Here is an 18829-nt window from a genome sequence, read left to right as displayed (position 1 = left end):
CCTGCGGTGTAGACGAGGCTCACGACTCTGCCGATGTGTTGATTCGTCACTCGAACAGGTGCCGGTTGGTGCGACTCCAGTCGATCCGCTTCGCGACTTCATCGAGGACGCCGGCTTCCTGCCATGCGAGCTGGGGCTGTCGTCCCGCTGCGGCGAGGTGCCGAGCCCGCAGCCACACCTGGTGCTGCTGGGTGATGACGGCGTCAACAAGCCCGGCCGTCGTCGTGAGCCCGTAGGCCCCGGCGAAGGATTCCATTCGGCGCCGCCGATCCGGCGGTGTGGGATAGCGCAACGACTCGATGCACATCCGATCGTCGCGAAACGGTGTCACGTACTCCAGCGCATAGGCGACATCGTGAACGGCCAGGGCGGGCCACGCGTAGTCCCAGTCCAGGATGCCAACCGGCTGAAGGCCTCGCCACACCAGGTTCCAGGGCCCGAAATCGCCGTGGCAAACCAATTCGTCCGCGCCGAAGCTTCCGTCATGGGCTGCCCATCCCGCCGTGGCGGTCGGGCGGAATCCGCGTACGGCTTCATGGAAATCGCGCAGAAGACGCGCCATCGCGAGCAGACCGGCGTCCTCGACGACCTTGGCCCAGGCAGCGCCGCCCGATTCGCCGTCGAGGTAGGTGAGAACCTCACGACCATCAGCATCGATGCCGAGAAACCGAGGCGCGTACGGGAATCCGACGCTCTCCAGGTGCTGCAACAACTCGTGGATGGTAGGCGACCACGGGTGCATAGGACGGCGCACGGTATCGCCGATTCGCACCACCTGGCGATGGGGGTCGTCCTGCAACACCTGATCGGCCATGCGCAGCACGATACCGAGACGGCCGCTCAGCACGGCGGCGGATTCGCGGCCGCAGATGCTCGCCGGCAACGGCACCGAGCACCGCATACGCACGACGGAGTGTGACACAGCCCGGTGACCCGTGGCGGGATGTTCGTGGCGGCGATGGCGACACCGTGCTCCCGGCCGGCGATACGCTGCGTTCGTGACCGAGTTGGACGAGTTCCGTGCAGGAAGCGACCTCCTGGCGGACATGGCTCGGCCGATGTTCGCCTCCGGCGCCGACCCGGATCAGGTCGCCGCGGAGTTGCTCCGGCACACCGGATGCTTCGATGATCGCGAGATCCAGGCGCCGGCGGGGAACGGGACTCGAACCCATATATCACCAGAAGTATCCGCCGGCTGCGCACCGCGATCGACGCCAAGTCTAGGCACCGGGGCGCGGGCGCCGCACCGGGTTATTTCCCGGAAGCGTGCCAGGGCGCCGGGACGGGAAGCCCATACGGTCCCGGCATGACGAGAAGCCGCACCGGCATCCTGGTGCGTTGGCGGCCGCCGTGGTGGCGTCGTGTACAGGTCGTGCGCAAGAAACCGCGGCAGAACAGCACATCCAGGGCGGCGTCACGATGGCCGGCGCCCGCCGCCGCTGAGTCCTCAAGCCGCGACAACAACAGTACGTTCAGGGCGGCGTCACACGCCGCCAGGTGCTACAGGCCGCGGCAGTACAGGGCGGCCGGGGCGCCGTTGGAGCCGACGCGCCGCGTGAAGGCGATGCCCGCCGCGTACTCCCCGTCCCCGCACTGCCCCTTGTAGTGCCCGCTCGCGAAGTCCCCGCCGTGCGCCTCGGCGGGCCGGTTGTCGCCCCGGTCGAACCACACCGTGCGGCCGCCGGACGGCACCGCGGCCCCCGACGGGGCGCACAGGGCGCTGGAGACCGTGGCACCGCGCACGGCGTACCCGATCAGGAACGATCCGTCCGGGCACTGGAACTTCGTGTAGCCGCCCGCCCAGTCCGTCGTGACGTACCGCTCGCTCGTCACCACCTGCGCCGCCGACGGGGCCGGCCACGCTAGCGCCGGCCCGGCGTCGGTGCACAGGCCGCGGTTGCCGTCACGGGCGAGCCCGGCCAGCCGCTGCCCGTCGGGGCAGGCGGCCTTGCGCGCGCCCGGGTCCCAGTCGGGCAGCGCCCGCATCCGCAGCGACTGCACGAAGTCGCCGTGGTCCGGGCTCAGCATCGACCAGTGCGCGACGGGCTCGACGACGCCGGTGCGGCCGGGCGCGGCGACGAGCCGGTGCCAGTCCGCGGCCCGCCAGTCCCCGCCGTCGTCGATGCCGAGCAGGTGACCGGAGCGGTCCCAGCTCAGCAGCGCCCACCCGTTGCCGGTGCCGTTGTCCTGCCAGCCGGCCAGGGGCCAGTACGCGAAGTCGGTGTCGTGCGCGACGAGGTAATCGACGAAGTTGGCGAACCAGGCCCGGCTCTTCGCGTCGCTGCCGAACCGGCCGATGCCGAACTCGCTCACCCACAGCGGCGCGGTGTAGTGGCGGGCGGCCTCGTCGGCGACGTAGAACGCCTCCTGCTGCAGGGTCGCGAACAGCTCGTCGCGGCTCAGGTCGCGGTAGCGGGGGTCGCTGGTCTCGCCGACGCCGGTGGCGCCGCTGTGGTGCGGGCCGGTGTAGTCGTAGAAGTGCGCCGCCAGCACGAGCTTGCCGGAGCGCACGAGCGCGGGCGAGAGGGTGCGGACCGGCTCCAGGGTCGGGCGGCCGTGCGCGAACCCGTCGACGGGGATGCCGGTCCAGTTGATCCCCTCGATGATGATCAGCAGATCGGGGTCGGCCTCGGCCAGGATCCGGTCGCCGAGGCGCTGGGCGGCGGCGAACCAGTCGTGGTTGTCACCGAGGCCCCAGTTCGGGTCGTCCCACACGCTGCGGCGGACCTCGTTGTACAGGTCGGCGCCGACGACGCGCGGATTGGTGCGGTACCGGCGGACCATGAACAGCCAGTCGGACTGCCACGTGTCGTCGGACTGGCTCGCGTTCCATCGCTCGTTGCCGTCCACGCCACAGCACCAGCGGGTGGTGTTGGTGTGGTTGTTGAGGATCACGGCGAGCCCGGCCCCGGTGAGCGCGGCCACGGCGGCGTCGTAGACCTGCAGCGGCGTGAGACCCCGCAGGGCCGGGTTGGCGGCCACGGCCGCGTCGGTGACCGGCCTGGTGTCGTGCACCATCTCGTTGGAGAACGGCAGCCGGACGCTGTTGATCCCGGTCGCCACGAACTGCGCCACGATCGTGTCCAGCGCCACCCGGTCCAGCCCGAGCGGGACCCGGCCCGAGTTCTCCCCCGCGTGGTGGTTGGCGTCGGCCTCGGGGTCGCCGGAGCCGTTCCAGGTGCCGCTCGCGCCGTGCCAGTTGCCGGCCTTGAGCTTGAACCGGCGGCCGTCGGCGTCCACGATGTACCGCCCCCGCGTGCTCAGCGGCGGCGTCCACTGCGGTTCCGCGGCGGTCGCGGTCGTTCGGAAGCTCACGAGCGGCATGAGGCCGGCCACCAGCGCCAGCACGAGCAGAACCCGCTTCATATCGATGAGCGTAGCTGAAAACCCAGGCCCGGGGGCTCGGCGCGGCGGCGGTACCGTGCTCGGCGTGACGGACTACGGGATGCTGCTGCACGCGTACAGCCGGGCCGAGGACACGCCCGGTCACCTGGCCGCCCTCACCGGCGACGACGAGGCGGCCCGCGGCGCGGCGATGCGGCACCTGTGGGGCGCCGTCATCCACCAGGGCACCCCCTGGATCGCGACCCCGCCGGCCGCCGCCACCGTCGCCGAGATCCTTCCCGGCGTGCCCGACCCCGCCCTGCGCGCGAACCTGCTCAACTTCCTGGCCGCGGTGGCCGAGGCCGCCCAGCCGGCCCTCGACCTGACCGGGTTCGCCGCGTGGGAGGACGTCGAGGCGGCCGTCACCGCGGCCATCGAGGAGGACGACGACGAGGCGATCTACGGCGACGAGCTGCTCGGCAACGCCGTCTACGCCCGCGCGATCGCCGGCTGCCGCGCGGTCGTCCCCGCGATCCTGGCCGCCGCGCAGGCCGCCCTGTCCGATCCGGATCCGGGTGTACGCGCTGCGGCCGGTCACGCCATCGGGGCCTGCGCCGCGGTGCTGCCGCCGGCCCCCGGGCTGCAGGAGCTGCTCGCCGGCCGAGCCGCCACGGCCGGCCCGGACGAGCGCGCCGCCCTGGTGCTGGCCATGGGCGAGCTGGGCCTGGCCCCGAGGGCGTTCCTGTCCGATCCGCATCCGGGTGTACGGGCCTGCGCCGCCCTGGCACCGGCCCTGGCCGACGACCCCGCCGCCACGCGGGAGCTCCTGGCCACACTGCGCGACCCGGCCGCGACCGACACCTGGTTCACGTCGAAGCCGCCGCAGCTGCCGACGCGCGTGCGGTTCCCGCTGATCGCCGCCGCGGTGGAGCGGGTCGCGGACCCGGCGCAGCTGCTCCCGGCCGCGCTCGCGCTGGCCCCGGTCGCGACCGTCCACACCGTGCACGGCGACTGGGGCCCGCTGCTCAAGGCGCTGCCGGAGCCCCAGCGCGCCGAGTACCTGCGCGCCCTGGCCGCGAACGAGGACCTGTGGGACCCGCGCAACGGCTCGGCCGGGCTGGTCTTCGGTGAGCTGGGCCTGCCCTACGACCGCGCGGCGTACGCCTGAGTCAGCGCTCCGCGAGCCAGGACGCGTACGTGATGCCGCCGATGCGCGCGCCCGGGCCCGTCACCAGGGAGTCGTCGGCGATGACGGCGCCGAAGTAGGGGGCCGCCGGGTCCGTCACGACTTTGGGGTCCGACCCGACCGCCCGGCGCACGAACTCGTCCAGGCCGATCTTCTCCGGGCCGCCGACCTCCACGATGCCCTTCACCGGCTCGCCCCGCACGACGTCGGCGAGCGTCGCGGCCACGTCGTCGGCCGCCACCGGCTGCAGGTGCGCCGGCGTCAGGTGCGCGGTGCCGTCCGGCCCGGTCGACGCCGCCGCGATGCCCGCGGCGAACTCGAAGAACTGCGTGGCGCGCACGATGGTGTACGGCACGGGCCCGCTCGTGATCAGGTCCTCCTGCGCGACCTTCGCCCGCAGGTAGCCGCCGTCCGGCACCCGGTCGGCGCCGACGATCGACAGGGCGACGTGGTGCCCGACGCCGGCCCGCGACGCCGCCTCCAGGATGTGCGCCGTCGAGGCGCGGAAGAACGCGAGCACGTCGTCGTCGGCGAACGACGGCGAGTTCGTCACGTCGACGCTGACGGCGGCGCCCGCGAGCACCTCGTCGAGGCCCGTGCCCGCGACCGTGTCGACCCCCGAGCTCGGCGACGCGGCGACCGCCTCGTGCCCGGCCGCCGTGAGCAGCGCGATCAGTTTGCGGCCGATGAGCCCGGTGCCGCCGAAGACCACAACCTTCATGACCATCCCCTAACTCGGATAAGTTTTGTCCGAGACAGACTGTACCCGGATACATCATGTCCGAGTCAAGTAGGATGGCCGGGTGAAGATGTCGGGTGGTGTCGAGTGGGCGCTGCACTGCTGCGTGGTCCTGACCGCGGCCGCCGGGCCGGTGCCCGCCGCGCGCCTGGCCGAGCTGCACGACGTCTCCGGCAGCTACCTGGCCAAGCAGCTGCAGAGCCTGGCCCGCGCGGGGCTCATCCACTCGGTGCAGGGCCACGCCGGCGGCTACGCGCTGACCCGGGACCCGGCGAACATCACGGTGCTGGACGTCGTCGAGGCGGTCGACGGCGCCACCCCGGCCTTCACCTGCACCGAGATCCGCCGGCGCGGCCCGCTGGCCACCCCGGCCGAGGCGTGCACGGTCCCGTGCCCGGTGCACCGCGCGATGATCGCCGCCGACGAGGCATGGCGGGCGGCGCTGCGGGATGTGACCATCGCGGACCTGGCGGCCGGCGTGACGAGCGACTACGGCCCGGGCACGTTCGACGGCATCCGGCAATGGCTGGGGTGAGCCCGTGGTGGACAGGGCCGGCGCCACCCCACACGTGAGCGCCGGCCCCGGCTCCACCAGCGGAGCGAGCAAGGCCTACGGGAGGCGGACGATCACCTGCTCGGTGTCGGCGTCCGCCTCGATGACGACGCCGGCCGACGCCGCGTCAGCGGGAGCCAGCCGGTCCGCGTCAGCGGGAGCCAGCCGGTCCGCGTCAGCGGGAGCCAGCCGGTCCGCGTCAGCGGGAGCCAGCCGGTCCGCGTCAGCGGGAGCCAGCCGGTCCGCGTCAGCGGGAGCCAGCCGGTCCGCGTCAGCGGGAGCCAGCCGGTCGGCGTCAGCGGGAGCCAGCCGGCCGGCGTCCACGGCCGCCACCGTGTCGACGCCGGCCAGCTGCACCCGCCAGGGCGCCGCGCTCCCGCCGCGGCGCACCTCGACGACGGCCCCGGCCCGGCGCACGGTGAACGTGGCGGCGGGCCGGCCTTGCGGGGTGGGGACCTCGACGGTCGTGGCCGCGCCGTCTGCGAGCTCGAAGACGCGCAGCGTCACCCCGTCGGCGTACTCGTAGTCGGGGCGGTCGTCGCGCGCCCCCAGTGCGATGACCGAGCCGGGCCGGACGAGCACCGGCAGGTCGCCGATCCCGTACCGGCGGCTGACCCAGCCCGGCCCGGTCAGCACCTCCCCGCCGCGCAGGTCCGTCCAGCGGCCCGCCGGCAGGTAGAACGTGGTGTCGCCACCGGCGCTGAACACCGGGGCGACGAGGACGCAGTCGCCGAGCATGAACTGCCGGTCCAGGTGCGAGCAGGCCGGGTCGTCGGGGAACTCCAGGGCCATCGGCCGCATCACCGGCACGCCCTCGCGGTGGGCGGTGACGGCGGCCGCGAAGAGGTACGGCATGAGCCGCGCCTTGAGCCGGGTGAACTCGCCGAGCACGGCGACCGCCTCGTCGCCGAAGAGCCACGGCACCCGGTACGACCCGCTGCCGTGCAGGCGGCTGTGCGAGGACAGCAGCCCGAACGGGATCCAGCGGATGAACACGGCCGGGTCCGGGGTGCCCTCGAAGCCGCCGATGTCGTGGCTCCAGAAGCCGAACCCGGACATCGCCAGCGACAGCCCGCCGCGCAGGCTCTCCGCCATCGACGGGAAGGTGGAGGAGCAGTCGCCGCCCCAGTGCACCGGGAACTGCTGGCCGCCGGCGGTCGCCGAGCGGGCGAAGAGCACGGCTTCACCGTCGCCGCGGTGCTCGCGCAGGACGTCGAAGACGGCCTCGTTGTACAGGTGCGTGTAGTAGTTGTGCATCCGCACCGGGTCGGAGCCGTCGTGCCAGACCACGTCGGTGGGGATGCGCTCGCCGAAGTCGGACTTGAACGCGTCCACGCCGAGGTCGAGCAGGCCGCGCAGTTTCGCCTGGTACCAGGCCTTCGCCTCCGGGTTGGTGAAGTCGACGAGGCCCATGCCGGCCTGCCAGCGGTCCCACTGCCAGACGTCCCCGCCGGGGTACGTGACCAAATACCCGTTCGCGGCGCCCTCGGCGAACAGGGCGGAGCGCTGCGCGATGTACGGATTGATCCACACGCAGATCCGCAGGCCCCGGGCCTTGAGCCGGGCGAGCATGCCGGCCGGGTCCGGGAACGTCTGCGGGTCCCACTCGAAGTCGCACCAGTGGAACTCGCGCATCCAGAACGTGTCGAAGTGGAACACCGACAGCGGCAGGCCGCGCTGCTCCATACCCTCCACAATGGACGTGACGGTGGCCTCGTCGTAGTTCGTGGTGAACGAGGTGGACAGCCACAGCCCGAACGACCACGCGGGCGGCAGCGCCGGGCGGCCGGTCAGCGCCGTGTACTTGCGCAGCACGTCCTTCGGGCTCGGGCCGTAGATCACGAGGTACTCCAGCGCCTGCCCCGGCACCGAGAACTGCACCCGCGACACCGCCTCGGAGCCGACCTCGAACGAGACCGGCCCCGGGTCGTTGACGAACACGCCGTAGCCGCCGCTGGTGACGTAGAACGGCACGTTCTTGTACGCCTGCTCGCTGCTGGTGCCGCCGTCGGCGTTCCACACGTCGACGGTCTGGCCGTTCTTGACCAGCGGTCCGAAGCGCTCGCCGAGGCCGTAGACGGTCTCGCCGACGCCGAGCTCCAACTGCTCGCGCAGGTAGTGACCGTCCTGCGTGGACAGTGCCGCCATCGCCTTGCGCGGGCTGGTGGTGAGCACCCGGCCGCCGGCCGTGAACTCCAGCCGCCACTCGTCGCCGAGGGCGAAGCGGGCGGAGAGCTCGCCGGAGGTGAACGTGGCGTACTCCTCGTCGCGGGTCACCTTCGGCGAGGCGGCGGGGTCGGCCTCGATCCGGAAGTGCGGGCCGCGGTCGACGCCGCCGGCGTACCGGGTGACGCGCACGGCGATCACGTCCGGGGCCGGGGCCGTGCACCGCACGGTCAGCAGCGGCATGTTGAGCGTGTCGCCGCGCTCCACGATGCGCTTGGCCGGCGCGTAGACCGTCAGCCGGTCGGCGCGGACCTCGACGTCGCGGACGTGCACGGGGTACTGCGGCTCGACGCCGGTGCGCAGCTGCCAGTACCCGTCGGTGAACTTCATGCGGGCTCCATTTGGGTTCTCACTTGACCGCGCCCGCCGTGACACCCCGGGTCAGGGTGCGCTGGAAGACGAGGAAGAACAGCACCGCGGGCAGGATGCCCAGCAGCGCGGAGGCGCTCGTCGCGGTCGCGTCGAGGTCGTGCTCCCCCTGCAGCAGCGCGAGCGCGAGCGGCACGGTCTGGTTGCTGTTGGAGACGAGGAAGACGAGCGGGATGAACAGCTCGTTCCACGTCCAGATGAAGAAGAACGTGAACAGCACCGCGAGGGTCGGGCGGCTGACCGGGGCGACGACGCGCACCAGGGTGCGCAGCCGGCCGGCTCCGTCCATCGCGGCCGCGTCCAGCAGCTCCGGCGGGAAGCGCGCCAGCACGGAGGAGAGCAGGAACGTGCCGAACGCGCTCTGGATCGCGGTGAGGATGATGATCACCGCGAGCTTGGAGTCGTACAGGTCGATCCGCGTGGCGATGTGGTACAGCGGGTAGATGAGGCTTTCCTGCGGTACGAGGTTGGCCACCAGGAAGGCGGCCAGGAACCAGCGGCGGCCGCGGACCCGGCCGATGCCGAGCGCGTAGGCGTTCAGCAGCGACAAGCCGACGCCCAGCACCGCCACGGAGCCGGCGATGACGGCGCTGTTGAGCAGCACCTGCCCGAAGCCGGCGCGGACCCAGAACGCCCTGATGCCCGCGAACGAGACGTGGGTCGGCAGGCCGAGCGGGCCGGTGGCGGCGTAGTCCTGCGGCGTCTTGACCGCGTTGACGAGGATCAGCGCGAAGGGCGCCACGACGAGCAGGACGACGACGAGCAGCGCGGCGAGCACGAGGTACCTCCTCATCGCTGCACCCGGATGAACGCGAAGGTCAGCCCGACGATCAGCACCGCCAGGACGGTCGAGATCGCCGAGGCGTAGCCGACGCTGGCGTTCTGGAAGTAGTTCTGCCACGCGAAGTACGAGGGCACCATCGTCGCGTTGCCGGGGCCGCCGCCGGTGAGCACGAAGATCTGGGCGAAGACCTTCAGCGCGGCGATCGTCGTGGTGATGAGCACGACGCCGATCTCCGGCCGGATCTGGAACAGCGCGATGCGGGTGAAGCGCTGCCACCAGCCGGCGCCGTCGAGGGAGGCGGCCTCGTACAGCTCGGGGTCGACCCGCTGCAGCCCGGCCATGAACATGACCACCGGGTAGCCGATCTGCACCCAGATCATGACGGCCATGACGGTGTACAGCGCGTAGTGTTCGTCGCCGAGCCAGTTGCGCCCCAGCGCGCCCAGCCCCGCCTTGTCCAGGAGGGAGTTGAGCACGCCGTAGTTCGGGTGCAGGATCCAGCCCCAGACGATGCCGGTGACGGCGAGCGGCAGCACCTGGGGCAGGTAGAGGCCGGAGCGCAGCGCCCGGGCGGTGCGGCCGCCCAGGCGCGGCGCGACGTAGTCGAACAACAGGGCGGCGAGGAACAGGCCCAGCAGGGTCGGTACCACCGCCATCGCGACGATCATGAACGCGATGTTCTCGAAGGACCTCCAGAACCTGTCGTCGTGCAGCAACCGGTCGTAGTTGGCCAGGCCGGCCCAGCGCGGGGTGCCCACGCCGGACCACTGCGTGAAGCTCGTGCCCACCGTCATGAGCAGCGGTACCGCCACCACGAGCGTGCACAGCAGCAGACCCGGGACCAGGAACGGCCAGTAGCCCTTGCGGCGGCTCATCACTTGCCGACGTTCGCCAAGTTGTCGTTGTACGGCTTGGCGATCTCGTCGAGCACCGCGTCGGGCCGGGCCGAGCCGTTGATGAGCTTCTGCGCGCCGGCCACGAGCACGTCGTAGTAGCCGGGGGCCGGCCAGTCCGGGTAGAAGGCGAGGCCGTCCTGCTTGGCGATGGTCTCGTAGTTGGCGATCAGCTCCTTGCTCCGGGCGTCCGTGATCCTGTCGGTCTCGGCGGCGACGGGGATGCCGCCGGAGTTGCCCAGCAGGTTCTGGATCTCGGGCTTCATGGTGATGTCGATGAAGTCGTACGCCAGCTGCTTGTTCTTCGCCTTGGCCGGCACGACCCACAGGTTGCCGCTCGAGCCCGGGACGAGCTTGCTGCCCGGGAACAGGAACGTGCCCCACTGGAACGAGGCCTCCTTGACCAACCGGCCGTACCACCAGCTGCCGGAGATCATGATCGGGAACTTCTGCTGCTCCCACGCCTGGCCCATGTCCTCGGCCTTGATGCCGGCGGAGCTCTTGTCGATGAAGCCCTTCGACACCCAGTCGCCGAACGTGTTCGCCGCGTACGTCCACTCCGGGCCGTGGAAGTCGACCTTGTTCCTGTACAGCTGGTAGTCCTCGACCCAGGAGCGGGACGCCTTCGACAGGGCGAGCGAGTACAGGACCTGCTGGGCCGGGTACTCGGCGCCGCCGAGGCTGATCGGCGTGACGCCGTTGCTCCGCAGCGTGGACATCGCGGTCTCGAACTGCTCGAACGTCGTCGGGACCTGGATGTTGTACTTCGCGAAGAGGTCCTTGTTGTAGTACACCATCACGTATTCGGCGTAGTTGGGCACGCCGAACCACTTCCCGCTGCCCATCACGCCGCGGGTGTCGTATCTCGCGGTGGTCGCGAGGCCGGGCGAGAGCGCCTTGCTCCAGCCGCGCTTGTCGGCCTCGGCGCTCAGGTCGCTGAGCAGCCCTTGCTTCGACAGCAGCCCGGCGCTCGCGTTGCCCTTGTTGTACTCCATGACGTCCGGCGCGTCGTTGGAGTTGAGGATCATGCTGGCGCTCTGGCGGATCTGCTCGAAGCTCTTCTCCTCGAACGTGACCTTGACGCCCGGGTGCGCGGCCTCGAACTGCTTGACGGCCTCGGCCCAGGCGATGCCCATGGCGCTCGTCGCGCCCTCGTAGTGCCAGAGCTTCAGGGTCTTGCCGTCGCCCTGGGCGTCGTCACCACCGCAGGCGGTGAGCGAGCCGGTGAGGGCGAGCATGGCCGCCGCGGCTGCAGCGGCGCTGCGGATGCGCGTGAACACGTCTGCTCCTGATTGGGAGGTGTGACGCGGCGGGCGGGGTGTCGCCGCGTGCGGTTGCGGTGCGCAGTCGGTTTCGTGCACTGGTGCGTCTTCGCGGCTTCCGATGGGGTGTGTCGAAATGGCGTCGAAGCGCTTCGACTGGGAAGCTACGAACTTGCGGGGTGATTGTCAACAGTCGATCAAATTGGTGCTGGTGCGGCGGGGTCTGATCGAGAAACTTCCAGATCTCTATTTCTGGGCCGGGGGCGGGATGCTTGATATGTCGGGCGCTTCGCGCCGCGACATATCAGCATTTTTCGCCCGACGGGCCATTCGCCGGTTTCCACGCCACCGCGGCGAACGCGTCGGCACCCAGCGACAGGGCGCGGCCGTTCACAGCCTCGGTCCGCGGCACACCCCGGCGACAGGGCACGGCCCTTCACATCCCCGGCCCGCAGCACACCCCGGCGACAGGGGCCATGCCGATCGCCCCTTCGGCCGGCGCGGATGCTCCGGCGACAGGTCACCCCTTCAGCTGACGCGGATGCACCGGCGACAGGTCACCCCTTCAGCTGGCGCGGATGCCCGGCGACCGGGCCTTCCTGTTCACGCCTCACCCGGCAGTGCGCGCCGGCGGCCCGGCCCGGCCCGGTGTCAGGTAGCTGGTTGCCGATCCCTGGATTCCCACCCTTGCAGCGCCCCTCATTGGCCACACCGTGACCATTTTTGATTGCTCGGCGGTCCCGCACGCCCGGCCGCACAGACCGCCGCCAGCGCTCAGAGTGGAACAGTCCTCCACCGACCGCGCTTGGGCCGCGCCACCCCGACACTTGGAGTGGAGCAGACCACCACCGAACGCGCCATGGCTACGCCATCCCGGCGCTCGGAGTGGAAGTCGCCCGGACGGTCGCCCCGAGGCGCCGGGCAACCGCGTCCCGCACCCGCTCCATCGACGGCACCGGAACCCCGGCATCCTCGGCCATCTTCCGCAGCGACGTCATCGTGACCCCATCGAGCCGGCAGGCCACGAACCGCTCGTACACCCCGAGATCCGAATCCACATTGATGGCAAACCCATGACTGGTGACGCCGCCCCGGATACGCATCCCGATCGACACGATCTTGTGGTGCTCGGGCGTCCACACCCCGACGAGGCTGTCCACCCCCTTCGGCGTGTCCCGGCGCACCGCCGCGAACCCGAGATCCCCGAGCGCCTCGATGAGCGCGAGCTCGAGCCAGCGCACGACATCGCCGGGGCCACCGTCGCGCAGGTTTATGACCAGGTACCCGACGAGCTGCCCCGGGCCGTGATAGGTCGCGTGCCCGCCGCGGTCGACCTCGATGACGGGCAGTGATCCGTCGTGCGGGAGGTCGGAGAGGGCGGTGTGCCGACCGTACGTGACGATCGGCGGGTGTGTGAGCAGAAACAGCCGGTCCGGGGCGGTGCCGACCTGACGCTGCGTGACCCAGCCGCGCATTGCCTCGACGGCATCGGTGTACTCGACCTCGCCCAGATCCACCCGCATCAGCTCCGCCACCGGTCCATCCTCCCTCGCGAGCACTTCCGGGCGCGGATGCACGCTCTGTGACGTTCGCCGAATTACCGATTACTGATTACCGGCAATTCGATAATCCAATAATCACCGGCGGGACCCTCGCGGGCGCCTGTCCGATTTTGACACCGGCGGACGAGCGCGGCCGCAACGAGGCGACGAACGAGGGCAGCAACGCGGTCGGCACACAGATGCGGCAAGCGAGACGGCAACGCGGCGACCAACAGAGACGGCAACGCGGCGACCAACAGAGGCGGCAAGCGAGACAGCAACCGCGGGCGACGAACAAGACGGGCTGCGAGACAGCACCGCGGACGGCACACAGCGGACGGCACATCAGCGGCGGCAAGCGAGGCAGCGACCGCAGACGACCAACAAGGACGACCAACAAGGACGACGAACGAAGGCGACGAACGAAGGCGATGGACGAAGGCGCCAGCACACGCCGGTGCAAACGCCCGGCGACGACAACGCAGACGTCGACGATCCGACGGCCGCAGCACCGTGATCTCCGTCCCGTCGACCTCCACGCCCCAGCCGCTCCACCACAACCGCGAACCCGTCCGGAACGCGAACCATGTGCGCGAAACCAGGCCGCACGGCCGGGCGCACTCTTACCGTTCTCCGAGCTACCGACGCTATCTTTGGCCCATGCGCCCAGCCGGGAAGCCCGAGCGGCAGTGGGCCGGCCCCGAGGTGACGATCATCGCGGAACCCGGCCCCGAACAGCCCGAGCCCGCGAAACCCGCTCTCGCGAGATGGCCCAGACCGAAACCGAGCACCCCCAGCCCGAGCAAACCGAGCACCCCGAGCCCGAGCACAACGAGCAACCCGGGCCCGAGCACAACGAGCAACCCGGGCCTGAGTAGAACGAGCAATCCGGGCCTGAGTAGAACGAGCAATCCGGGCCTGAGTAGAACGAGCAATCCGAAGCCGAGCAACCCGAGCCCGGAGCCGGTCCAGCAACCCGAGCCGGACGGCCGGAGCAGCCGGACACCGGTGGCGCTCACCCGCCGTGACCTGGGCATCGGCGTCGGCGTCGTCGTGCTCGCCATCGTCGCGACCGGCATCCTCGCGTTCCGGGCCGGCGGCGAAGGAGCGGCGCCCGCGGCGACCAGGCCCTCGGCCGCGGCCTCGCCCAGCGCGTCCGGACCGCCCACCACGGCGCAGATCTACCAGGCCGTGGCCCCGTCCGTGGTGACCATCGAGACGACGCTCCCGGACGGCGGCGCGACCGGCACCGGCGTCGTCGCCAACGCGGCCGGCATGATCCTGACCGCGTTCCACGTGGTCAAGGGCGGCACGGCGATCAAGGTCCGGTTCGCCGACGGCACCGAGTCGGCCGCGCGGGTCGCCGGGTCGAACGCGGAGCTCGACATCGCGACGCTCACCCCCGCGACCCTGCCCGACGTGCTCGTCCCGGCCGTGCTGGGCAACTCCGGGCGGATCGCGGTCGGCAACGACGTCGTCGCCATCGGCAACCAGCTCGGCCTGACCAGCAGCACGACCACCGGCGTCATCTCGGGGCTCGACCGGGCCGCGGCCAACCCGGACGGCACGAAGCTCACGGGGCTCATCCAGTTCGACGCGGCCGTGAACCCGGGCAGCTCCGGCGGGCCGCTGGTCAACGCGAAGGGCGAGGTCATCGGCATCGTGGTGGCGCTGGCCAACCCCACCTCGGCCGGCACGTTCGTCGGCGTCGGCTTCGCGGTGCCCATCGGCGCGGCCCTGGGCTCGACCGGGCCCGGCGAACCAGGACCGGAACAATGACGGCAAAGAACATCGGCGCGACCAGGCCCGGCGAACCAGCACCCGAACAATGACGGCAAAGAACATCGGCGCGACCAGGCCCGGCGAACCAGCACCCGAACAATGACGGCAAAGAACATCGGCGGCCATCGGCGCGGCGAGCCAGCACCCGAACGATGACGGCAAAGAACATCGGCGCGACCGGGCCGGTGAACCAGGACCGGAAGAATGACGGTAAGGAAGAGCATGGACGTACCGAACGCGACCGCCGTCGAACAGGTGCTCTACGAGGTCCGCAAGACCATCGTCGGGCAGGACGGGCTCCTCGAGCGGCTCATGGTCGCCCTGCTCAGCCGCGGCCACATCCTCGTCGAGGGCGTCCCCGGCCTGGCCAAGACGCTCGCCGTGAAGGCCCTCGCGGCGGCCATCGGCGGGCAGTTCCACCGGGTGCAGTTCACCCCGGACCTGGTGCCCGCCGACATCGTCGGGACGCGGGTGTACCACCAGCCCTCCGGCGAGTTCCAGGTCAGCCTCGGCCCGGTCTTCACCAACCTGCTGCTCGCCGACGAGATCAACCGGGCCCCGGCCAAGGTGCAGAGCGCCCTGCTGGAGACGATGCAGGAGCGGCAGGTCACCATCGGCCGGGAGACCCACCGGATCCCCAAGCCGTTCCTGGTCATGGCCACCCAGAACCCGATCGAGTCCGAGGGCACCTACGCGCTGCCCGAGGCGCAGGTCGACCGGTTCATGATGAAGGTCCTGGTGGGGTACCCGAGCCCGACCGAGGAGTTCGTGATCGTCGAGCGGGCCATCCTGCCCGAGGCCGTCACCCAGGCCGTCGTGGACCCCGAGCGGCTCGTGGAGATGCAGCGCCAGGTCGACGAGGTCTACGTCGACCCGTCGCTGATCGAATACTCGGTGCGGCTCACGAACGCGACCCGCAACCCGGCCGACGTCGGGCTCGGCGACCTGACCCGCTACGTCACCTTCGGGGCCAGCCCGCGCGCCTCGATCAACCTGGTGCTGGCCGCGCGGGCCCTGGCGTTCATCCGCGGCCGCGACTACGTGGTGCCCGAGGACCTGCACGAGCTCGCCCCCGACGTGCTGCGCCACCGGCTCGTGCTGTCCTACGAGGCCCTCTCCGACGACGTCACCCCGGACATGATCGTGGCCCAGGTGCTCGCCGCGGTCGCCGTGCCCGCCCCGACCCCGGCGCGCGACGGAAGCCGCTGAGCGCATGACCACGGCCGAGGATCGCCTGCTGCGCCGCCTGGAGTGGCAGATCCTGCGCCGCCTCGACGGGCAGGTGCAGGGGTCGTACCGCACGGTCTTCCGCGGCACCGGCATCGACTTCGCCGACCTGCGCGAGTACACCGCCGAGGACGACGTCCGGCACATCGACTGGAACGTGACAGCGCGCCTCGACGAGCCGTTCGTGCGCCAGTACACCGAGGACCGCGAGCTCACGGCCTGGCTGGTGCTGGACCTGTCGGCCTCGATGCGCGTGAGCGCGGCCGGCAACGGCAAGGACGCGACGCTCACCGAGCTCGCCGTCAGCCTGGCCCGGCTGCTCACGTACGGCGGCAACCGGGTCGGCGCGATCCTCTACGACAACGCGAAGCAGCTCGTGCTGCCGCCGCGCGGCGGACGGGTACACGTGCTGCGGTTGGCTCATGAGATCGCCCGAGCCTCCGCCCGCGGGCCCGAGCGAGGGGCGACGGACCTGGCCGCCATGCTGCGCCTGGCCGCGTCGACCGCGCGGCGCAGAAGCCTCGTCTTCGTCGTCTCCGACTTCATCGGCGAGGGCTGGGAGCCGGCGCTGACCCGGCTCACGTTGCGCCACGAGGTGATCGCGATCCGGGTCGTCGACCCGATCGAGCTGGACCTGCCCGACCTCGGGCTCGTGGTCGTCGAGGACGCCGAGACGGGCGAGCAGATCCTCGTCGACACCGGCGACCCGCAGTTCCGGCTGCGGCTGCGGGCCGAGGTCGACGCGCGCGAGGCCGGCGTGGCCGAGGCCATGCGCCGCTCGGGGGTGCGCGGGCACGTGGTCAGCACCGACGAGGACCCGCTGCAGGCGCTGGTCGCCATGGTCCGCGACACCAAGCGCAGGCGCCGATGACGTTCGAATACCCGCTCCTCGTGGCCGTCGCGGTGGTCGTGACCGTCGCGCTGTGCATCGTGTACTTCCGGATGCACCGCCGCCGCCCCGCCGCGCTGCGGGCCGGGTCGGCGCTGCGGCGGCACCTGCCGCAGGTCATGTTCCTCACCGCCGTGGCCCTGCTGCTGCTCGCCGTCGCCCGCCCCGCCGCCACGCTGCCCGTCGCGCGCGCCGCCGGCACCGTCATCCTCGCCTTCGACGTGTCCAACAGCATGAAGGCCGAGGACGTGCGGCCCAGCCGGCTCGCCGCCGCCAAGTCCGCGGCGACCGAGTTCGTCGCGGCCCAGCCCGACACCGTGAACATCGGCATCGTCGCCTTCGACCAGGGCGCGCTCACCACCCAGCAGCCCTCCGGCGACCACGACGCGACCACCGCGGCGATCAAGCGCCTGCAGGTCAACGGGGGCACCTCGCTGGGCCAGGCGATCCTCGCCTCGCTGACGGTCGTCGTCGGCAAGCCGGTGAGCCTGCCGGACGAGGACTCCGGCGGGGCGGCGCCCGACATCGGGTACTTCGGCAACGCCACGATCGTCGTGCTCTCCGACGGCGAGGACACCGGCGGCCCCGACGCCCTCGCGGCGGCGAGCCTGGCCGCGAAGGCGGGGGTGCGCATCGAGACCGTCGGCGTCGGCACCGTCGACGGCGCGACCGTCGAGGTCGACGGCTACCAGGTGGCGACGTCGCTCAACGAGGACCTGCTCACCCAGATCGCGCAGACCACGGCCGGCAACTACCACCGTGCCGAGAACGCGCAGGCGCTGCACGACGTGTACCAGTCGCTCGACCTGCGGCTGACCACCGAGCGCAAGCCGGTCGAGCTGACCGGGGCGGCCGCGGCGATCGCCGTGCTGCTGCTCACCATCGGGGGCATACTGATGACCACCTGGTTCGGACGGATCCTCTGATGTCGCTGACCTGGCCGTGGGCCCTTACGATCCTGCTGGCGTTCCCGCTGCTGCTGGCCTACCGGTGGTGGAGCCGCCGCCGGCGCCGCAAGGTGGCCGTGACCCTGTCCAGCGTGGCCCTCGTGCGCGCCGCGCTGCCCGGCCGCTCCTCGTGGCGCCGGCGTGTCCCGCTCGCCCTGCTCGCCGTCGGCATCCTCTTCGCCGGTACGGCCGCCGCCCGCCCGCAGGCGTCGGTGCTCGTGCCCGACGACGCCGCGACCATCCTGCTGGCCATCGACGTCTCCGGATCGATGTGCTCCACCGACGTCGACCCGAACCGGCTGACCGCCGCGCAGGCGGCGGCCAAGGCGTTCATCGCCGAGCACGAGGGCGGCGCGAAGATCGGCCTGGTCGCCTTCTCCGGCACCGCGGGCCTGCTGGTGCCGCCCACCACCGAGAAGGACACGCTCGCCAAGGCCGTCGACGGGCTGCGGACCTCCCGTGGTACCGCCATCGGCCTGGCCATCCTCGCCTCGATCGACGCGATCGCCGAGATCAACCCCGACGTGCCCCCGACCGGCGTCGAGGTCCCCGACAACGGGGGCACCGCCGGGGCCGGCGGCGGCGACTACGAGCCCGACACGATCGTGATCCTCACCGACGGGCGCAACACCGACGGCGTGGACCCGATCACCGCCGCCGAGCAGGCCGCCGCCCGCCGCCTGCGGGTCTTCACCATCGGCTTCGGCACCGACCAGCCCTCGCCGATGGTGTGCTCCAGCAACCAGATCAGCGGCAACCAGAGCTTCCGCGGCGGGCCGGGCGGCGGCGGGTTCGGCTTCGGCGGCCGCGGGCGGTTCCAGGACATGGACGAGCCGACCCTGACCAAGGTCGCGGAGATGACCGGGGCCAAGTACTTCAAGGCCGACAACGCCAAGGCCCTCGGCGACGTGCTGCACGACCTGCCCAGCCAGGTGACCCTGCAGCGCAGGAAGACGGAGATCAGCGTCTGGTTCGCCCTCGCGGGTGCCCTGCTCGTGCTCGCCGCGGTGGCCCTCGCCCACTGGTGGTCCCGGCCGCGGCCGGCAGCCGCGCCGGTGGGCGGCCCCGGGCCGGCATCGACCGCAAGCCCACCCCTGCGGCGCTGAT

Annotated in this window: 15 protein-coding genes; 7 read left to right on the top strand and 8 right to left on the bottom strand. The window is 71.5% G+C overall.

Going from position 1 to position 18829, the window contains the following annotated elements:
• Positions 1-46 precede the first annotated feature (46 nt).
• The gene (locus tag ACQP1P_RS18765; RefSeq protein WP_433087968.1) at positions 47-889 is read right to left on the bottom strand and encodes an aminoglycoside phosphotransferase family protein; all 843 of its coding nucleotides are present in this window, start codon (positions 887-889) and stop codon (positions 47-49) included.
• Positions 890-1500: 611 nt separating this feature from the next.
• Positions 1501-3366: a glycoside hydrolase family 5 protein gene (locus ACQP1P_RS18760; protein ID WP_433087967.1), complete on the bottom strand. Its 1866-nt coding sequence runs from the start codon at positions 3364-3366 to the stop codon at positions 1501-1503.
• A 64-nt stretch (positions 3367-3430) separates the two neighbouring features.
• Here ACQP1P_RS18760 and ACQP1P_RS18755 point away from each other — a divergent pair, with 64 nt between their 5' ends.
• A complete protein-coding gene (locus tag ACQP1P_RS18755; protein ID WP_433087966.1) occupies positions 3431-4492 on the top strand; it encodes a hypothetical protein in 1062 nt (353 codons plus the stop codon).
• Between the two features lies 1 nt (position 4493).
• Here the strand turns inward: ACQP1P_RS18755 and ACQP1P_RS18750 are convergent, their stop codons facing one another.
• Positions 4494-5231: an SDR family oxidoreductase gene (locus tag ACQP1P_RS18750; protein ID WP_433087965.1), complete on the bottom strand. Its 738-nt coding sequence runs from the start codon at positions 5229-5231 to the stop codon at positions 4494-4496.
• A gap of 88 nt (positions 5232-5319) precedes the next feature.
• Between ACQP1P_RS18750 and ACQP1P_RS18745 the strand changes: the two genes are divergently transcribed.
• On the top strand, positions 5320-5784 hold the full coding sequence (locus ACQP1P_RS18745; protein ID WP_433090048.1) for an RrF2 family transcriptional regulator: 465 nt from the start codon (positions 5320-5322) through the stop codon (positions 5782-5784).
• Between the two features lie 75 nt (positions 5785-5859).
• Here ACQP1P_RS18745 and yicI read toward each other — a convergent pair whose 3' ends face one another.
• From yicI to lipB, 5 genes are all read right to left on the bottom strand, one after another.
• Complete coding sequence (gene yicI, locus ACQP1P_RS18740) at positions 5860-8358, bottom strand: alpha-xylosidase (protein WP_433087964.1); 2499 nt, start codon at positions 8356-8358, stop codon at positions 5860-5862.
• Positions 8359-8377: 19 nt separating this feature from the next.
• Positions 8378-9190 carry a carbohydrate ABC transporter permease gene (locus ACQP1P_RS18735; RefSeq protein WP_433087963.1) on the bottom strand — a complete coding sequence of 271 codons (813 nt, stop codon included), beginning with the start codon at positions 9188-9190 and terminating at the stop codon, positions 8378-8380.
• Positions 9187-10056, bottom strand: coding sequence for a carbohydrate ABC transporter permease (locus tag ACQP1P_RS18730; RefSeq protein WP_433087962.1), 870 nt, complete (start codon positions 10054-10056; stop codon positions 9187-9189). Before ACQP1P_RS18730 ends, ACQP1P_RS18735 begins: the two co-directional genes overlap by 4 nt.
• A complete protein-coding gene (locus tag ACQP1P_RS18725) occupies positions 10056-11354 on the bottom strand; it encodes an ABC transporter substrate-binding protein (protein WP_433087961.1) in 1299 nt (432 codons plus the stop codon). Before ACQP1P_RS18725 ends, ACQP1P_RS18730 begins: the two co-directional genes overlap by 1 nt.
• Positions 11355-12199: 845 nt before the next feature.
• Positions 12200-12871, bottom strand: coding sequence for a lipoyl(octanoyl) transferase LipB (gene lipB / locus ACQP1P_RS18720; protein WP_433087960.1), 672 nt, complete (start codon positions 12869-12871; stop codon positions 12200-12202).
• A 1014-nt stretch (positions 12872-13885) separates the two neighbouring features.
• On the opposite strand from lipB, the gene ACQP1P_RS18715 reads away from it, so the two are divergent.
• The 5 genes from ACQP1P_RS18715 to ACQP1P_RS18695 all read left to right on the top strand — a co-directional run bounded on the left by ACQP1P_RS18715 (position 13886) and on the right by ACQP1P_RS18695 (position 18828).
• The gene (locus ACQP1P_RS18715) at positions 13886-14656 is read left to right on the top strand and encodes a S1C family serine protease (protein ID WP_433087959.1); all 771 of its coding nucleotides are present in this window, start codon (positions 13886-13888) and stop codon (positions 14654-14656) included.
• A gap of 225 nt (positions 14657-14881) precedes the next feature.
• Positions 14882-15868 (top strand): AAA family ATPase, encoded by a 987-nt coding sequence (locus tag ACQP1P_RS18710; protein ID WP_433087958.1) that lies wholly within the window; start codon positions 14882-14884, stop codon positions 15866-15868.
• A gap of 4 nt (positions 15869-15872) precedes the next feature.
• Positions 15873-16757: a DUF58 domain-containing protein gene (locus ACQP1P_RS18705; RefSeq protein ID WP_433087957.1), complete on the top strand. Its 885-nt coding sequence runs from the start codon at positions 15873-15875 to the stop codon at positions 16755-16757.
• The gene (locus ACQP1P_RS18700; protein ID WP_433087956.1) at positions 16754-17701 is read left to right on the top strand and encodes a vWA domain-containing protein; all 948 of its coding nucleotides are present in this window, start codon (positions 16754-16756) and stop codon (positions 17699-17701) included. Before ACQP1P_RS18705 ends, ACQP1P_RS18700 begins: the two co-directional genes overlap by 4 nt.
• Entirely contained in the window at positions 17701-18828 is a 1128-nt protein-coding gene (locus ACQP1P_RS18695; RefSeq protein WP_433087955.1) for a VWA domain-containing protein, read from the top strand. The genes ACQP1P_RS18700 and ACQP1P_RS18695 overlap by 1 nt, the downstream gene beginning before the upstream one ends.
• Position 18829: the final 1 nt, after the last annotated feature.

This window comes from Dactylosporangium sp. CA-052675 (genome assembly GCF_050947935.1).
GTDB lineage: Bacteria > Actinomycetota > Actinomycetes > Mycobacteriales > Micromonosporaceae > Dactylosporangium.
The sequence above is the reverse complement of the archived record's forward strand: the minus strand, read 5'-3'. Positions and strand labels throughout refer to the sequence as shown.

What these genes read in the sequence shown, in the direction of transcription:
- ACQP1P_RS18760 (WP_433087967.1), bottom strand. Translation starts at nt 3,366, where the DNA reads ATGAAGCGGGTTCTGCTCGTGCTGGCGCTGGTGGCCGGCCTCATGCCG.
- ACQP1P_RS18750 (WP_433087965.1), bottom strand. Translation starts at nt 5,231, where the DNA reads ATGAAGGTTGTGGTCTTCGGCGGCACCGGGCTCATCGGCCGCAAACTG.
- ACQP1P_RS18745 (WP_433090048.1), top strand. Translation starts at nt 5,320, where the DNA reads ATGTCGGGTGGTGTCGAGTGGGCGCTGCACTGCTGCGTGGTCCTGACC.
- yicI (WP_433087964.1), bottom strand. Translation starts at nt 8,358, where the DNA reads ATGAAGTTCACCGACGGGTACTGGCAGCTGCGCACCGGCGTCGAGCCG.
- ACQP1P_RS18735 (WP_433087963.1), bottom strand. Translation starts at nt 9,190, where the DNA reads ATGAGGAGGTACCTCGTGCTCGCCGCGCTGCTCGTCGTCGTCCTGCTC.
- ACQP1P_RS18730 (WP_433087962.1), bottom strand. Translation starts at nt 10,056, where the DNA reads ATGAGCCGCCGCAAGGGCTACTGGCCGTTCCTGGTCCCGGGTCTGCTG.
- ACQP1P_RS18710 (WP_433087958.1), top strand. Translation starts at nt 14,882, where the DNA reads ATGGACGTACCGAACGCGACCGCCGTCGAACAGGTGCTCTACGAGGTC.
- ACQP1P_RS18705 (WP_433087957.1), top strand. Translation starts at nt 15,873, where the DNA reads ATGACCACGGCCGAGGATCGCCTGCTGCGCCGCCTGGAGTGGCAGATC.
- ACQP1P_RS18700 (WP_433087956.1), top strand. Translation starts at nt 16,754, where the DNA reads ATGACGTTCGAATACCCGCTCCTCGTGGCCGTCGCGGTGGTCGTGACC.
- ACQP1P_RS18695 (WP_433087955.1), top strand. Translation starts at nt 17,701, where the DNA reads ATGTCGCTGACCTGGCCGTGGGCCCTTACGATCCTGCTGGCGTTCCCG.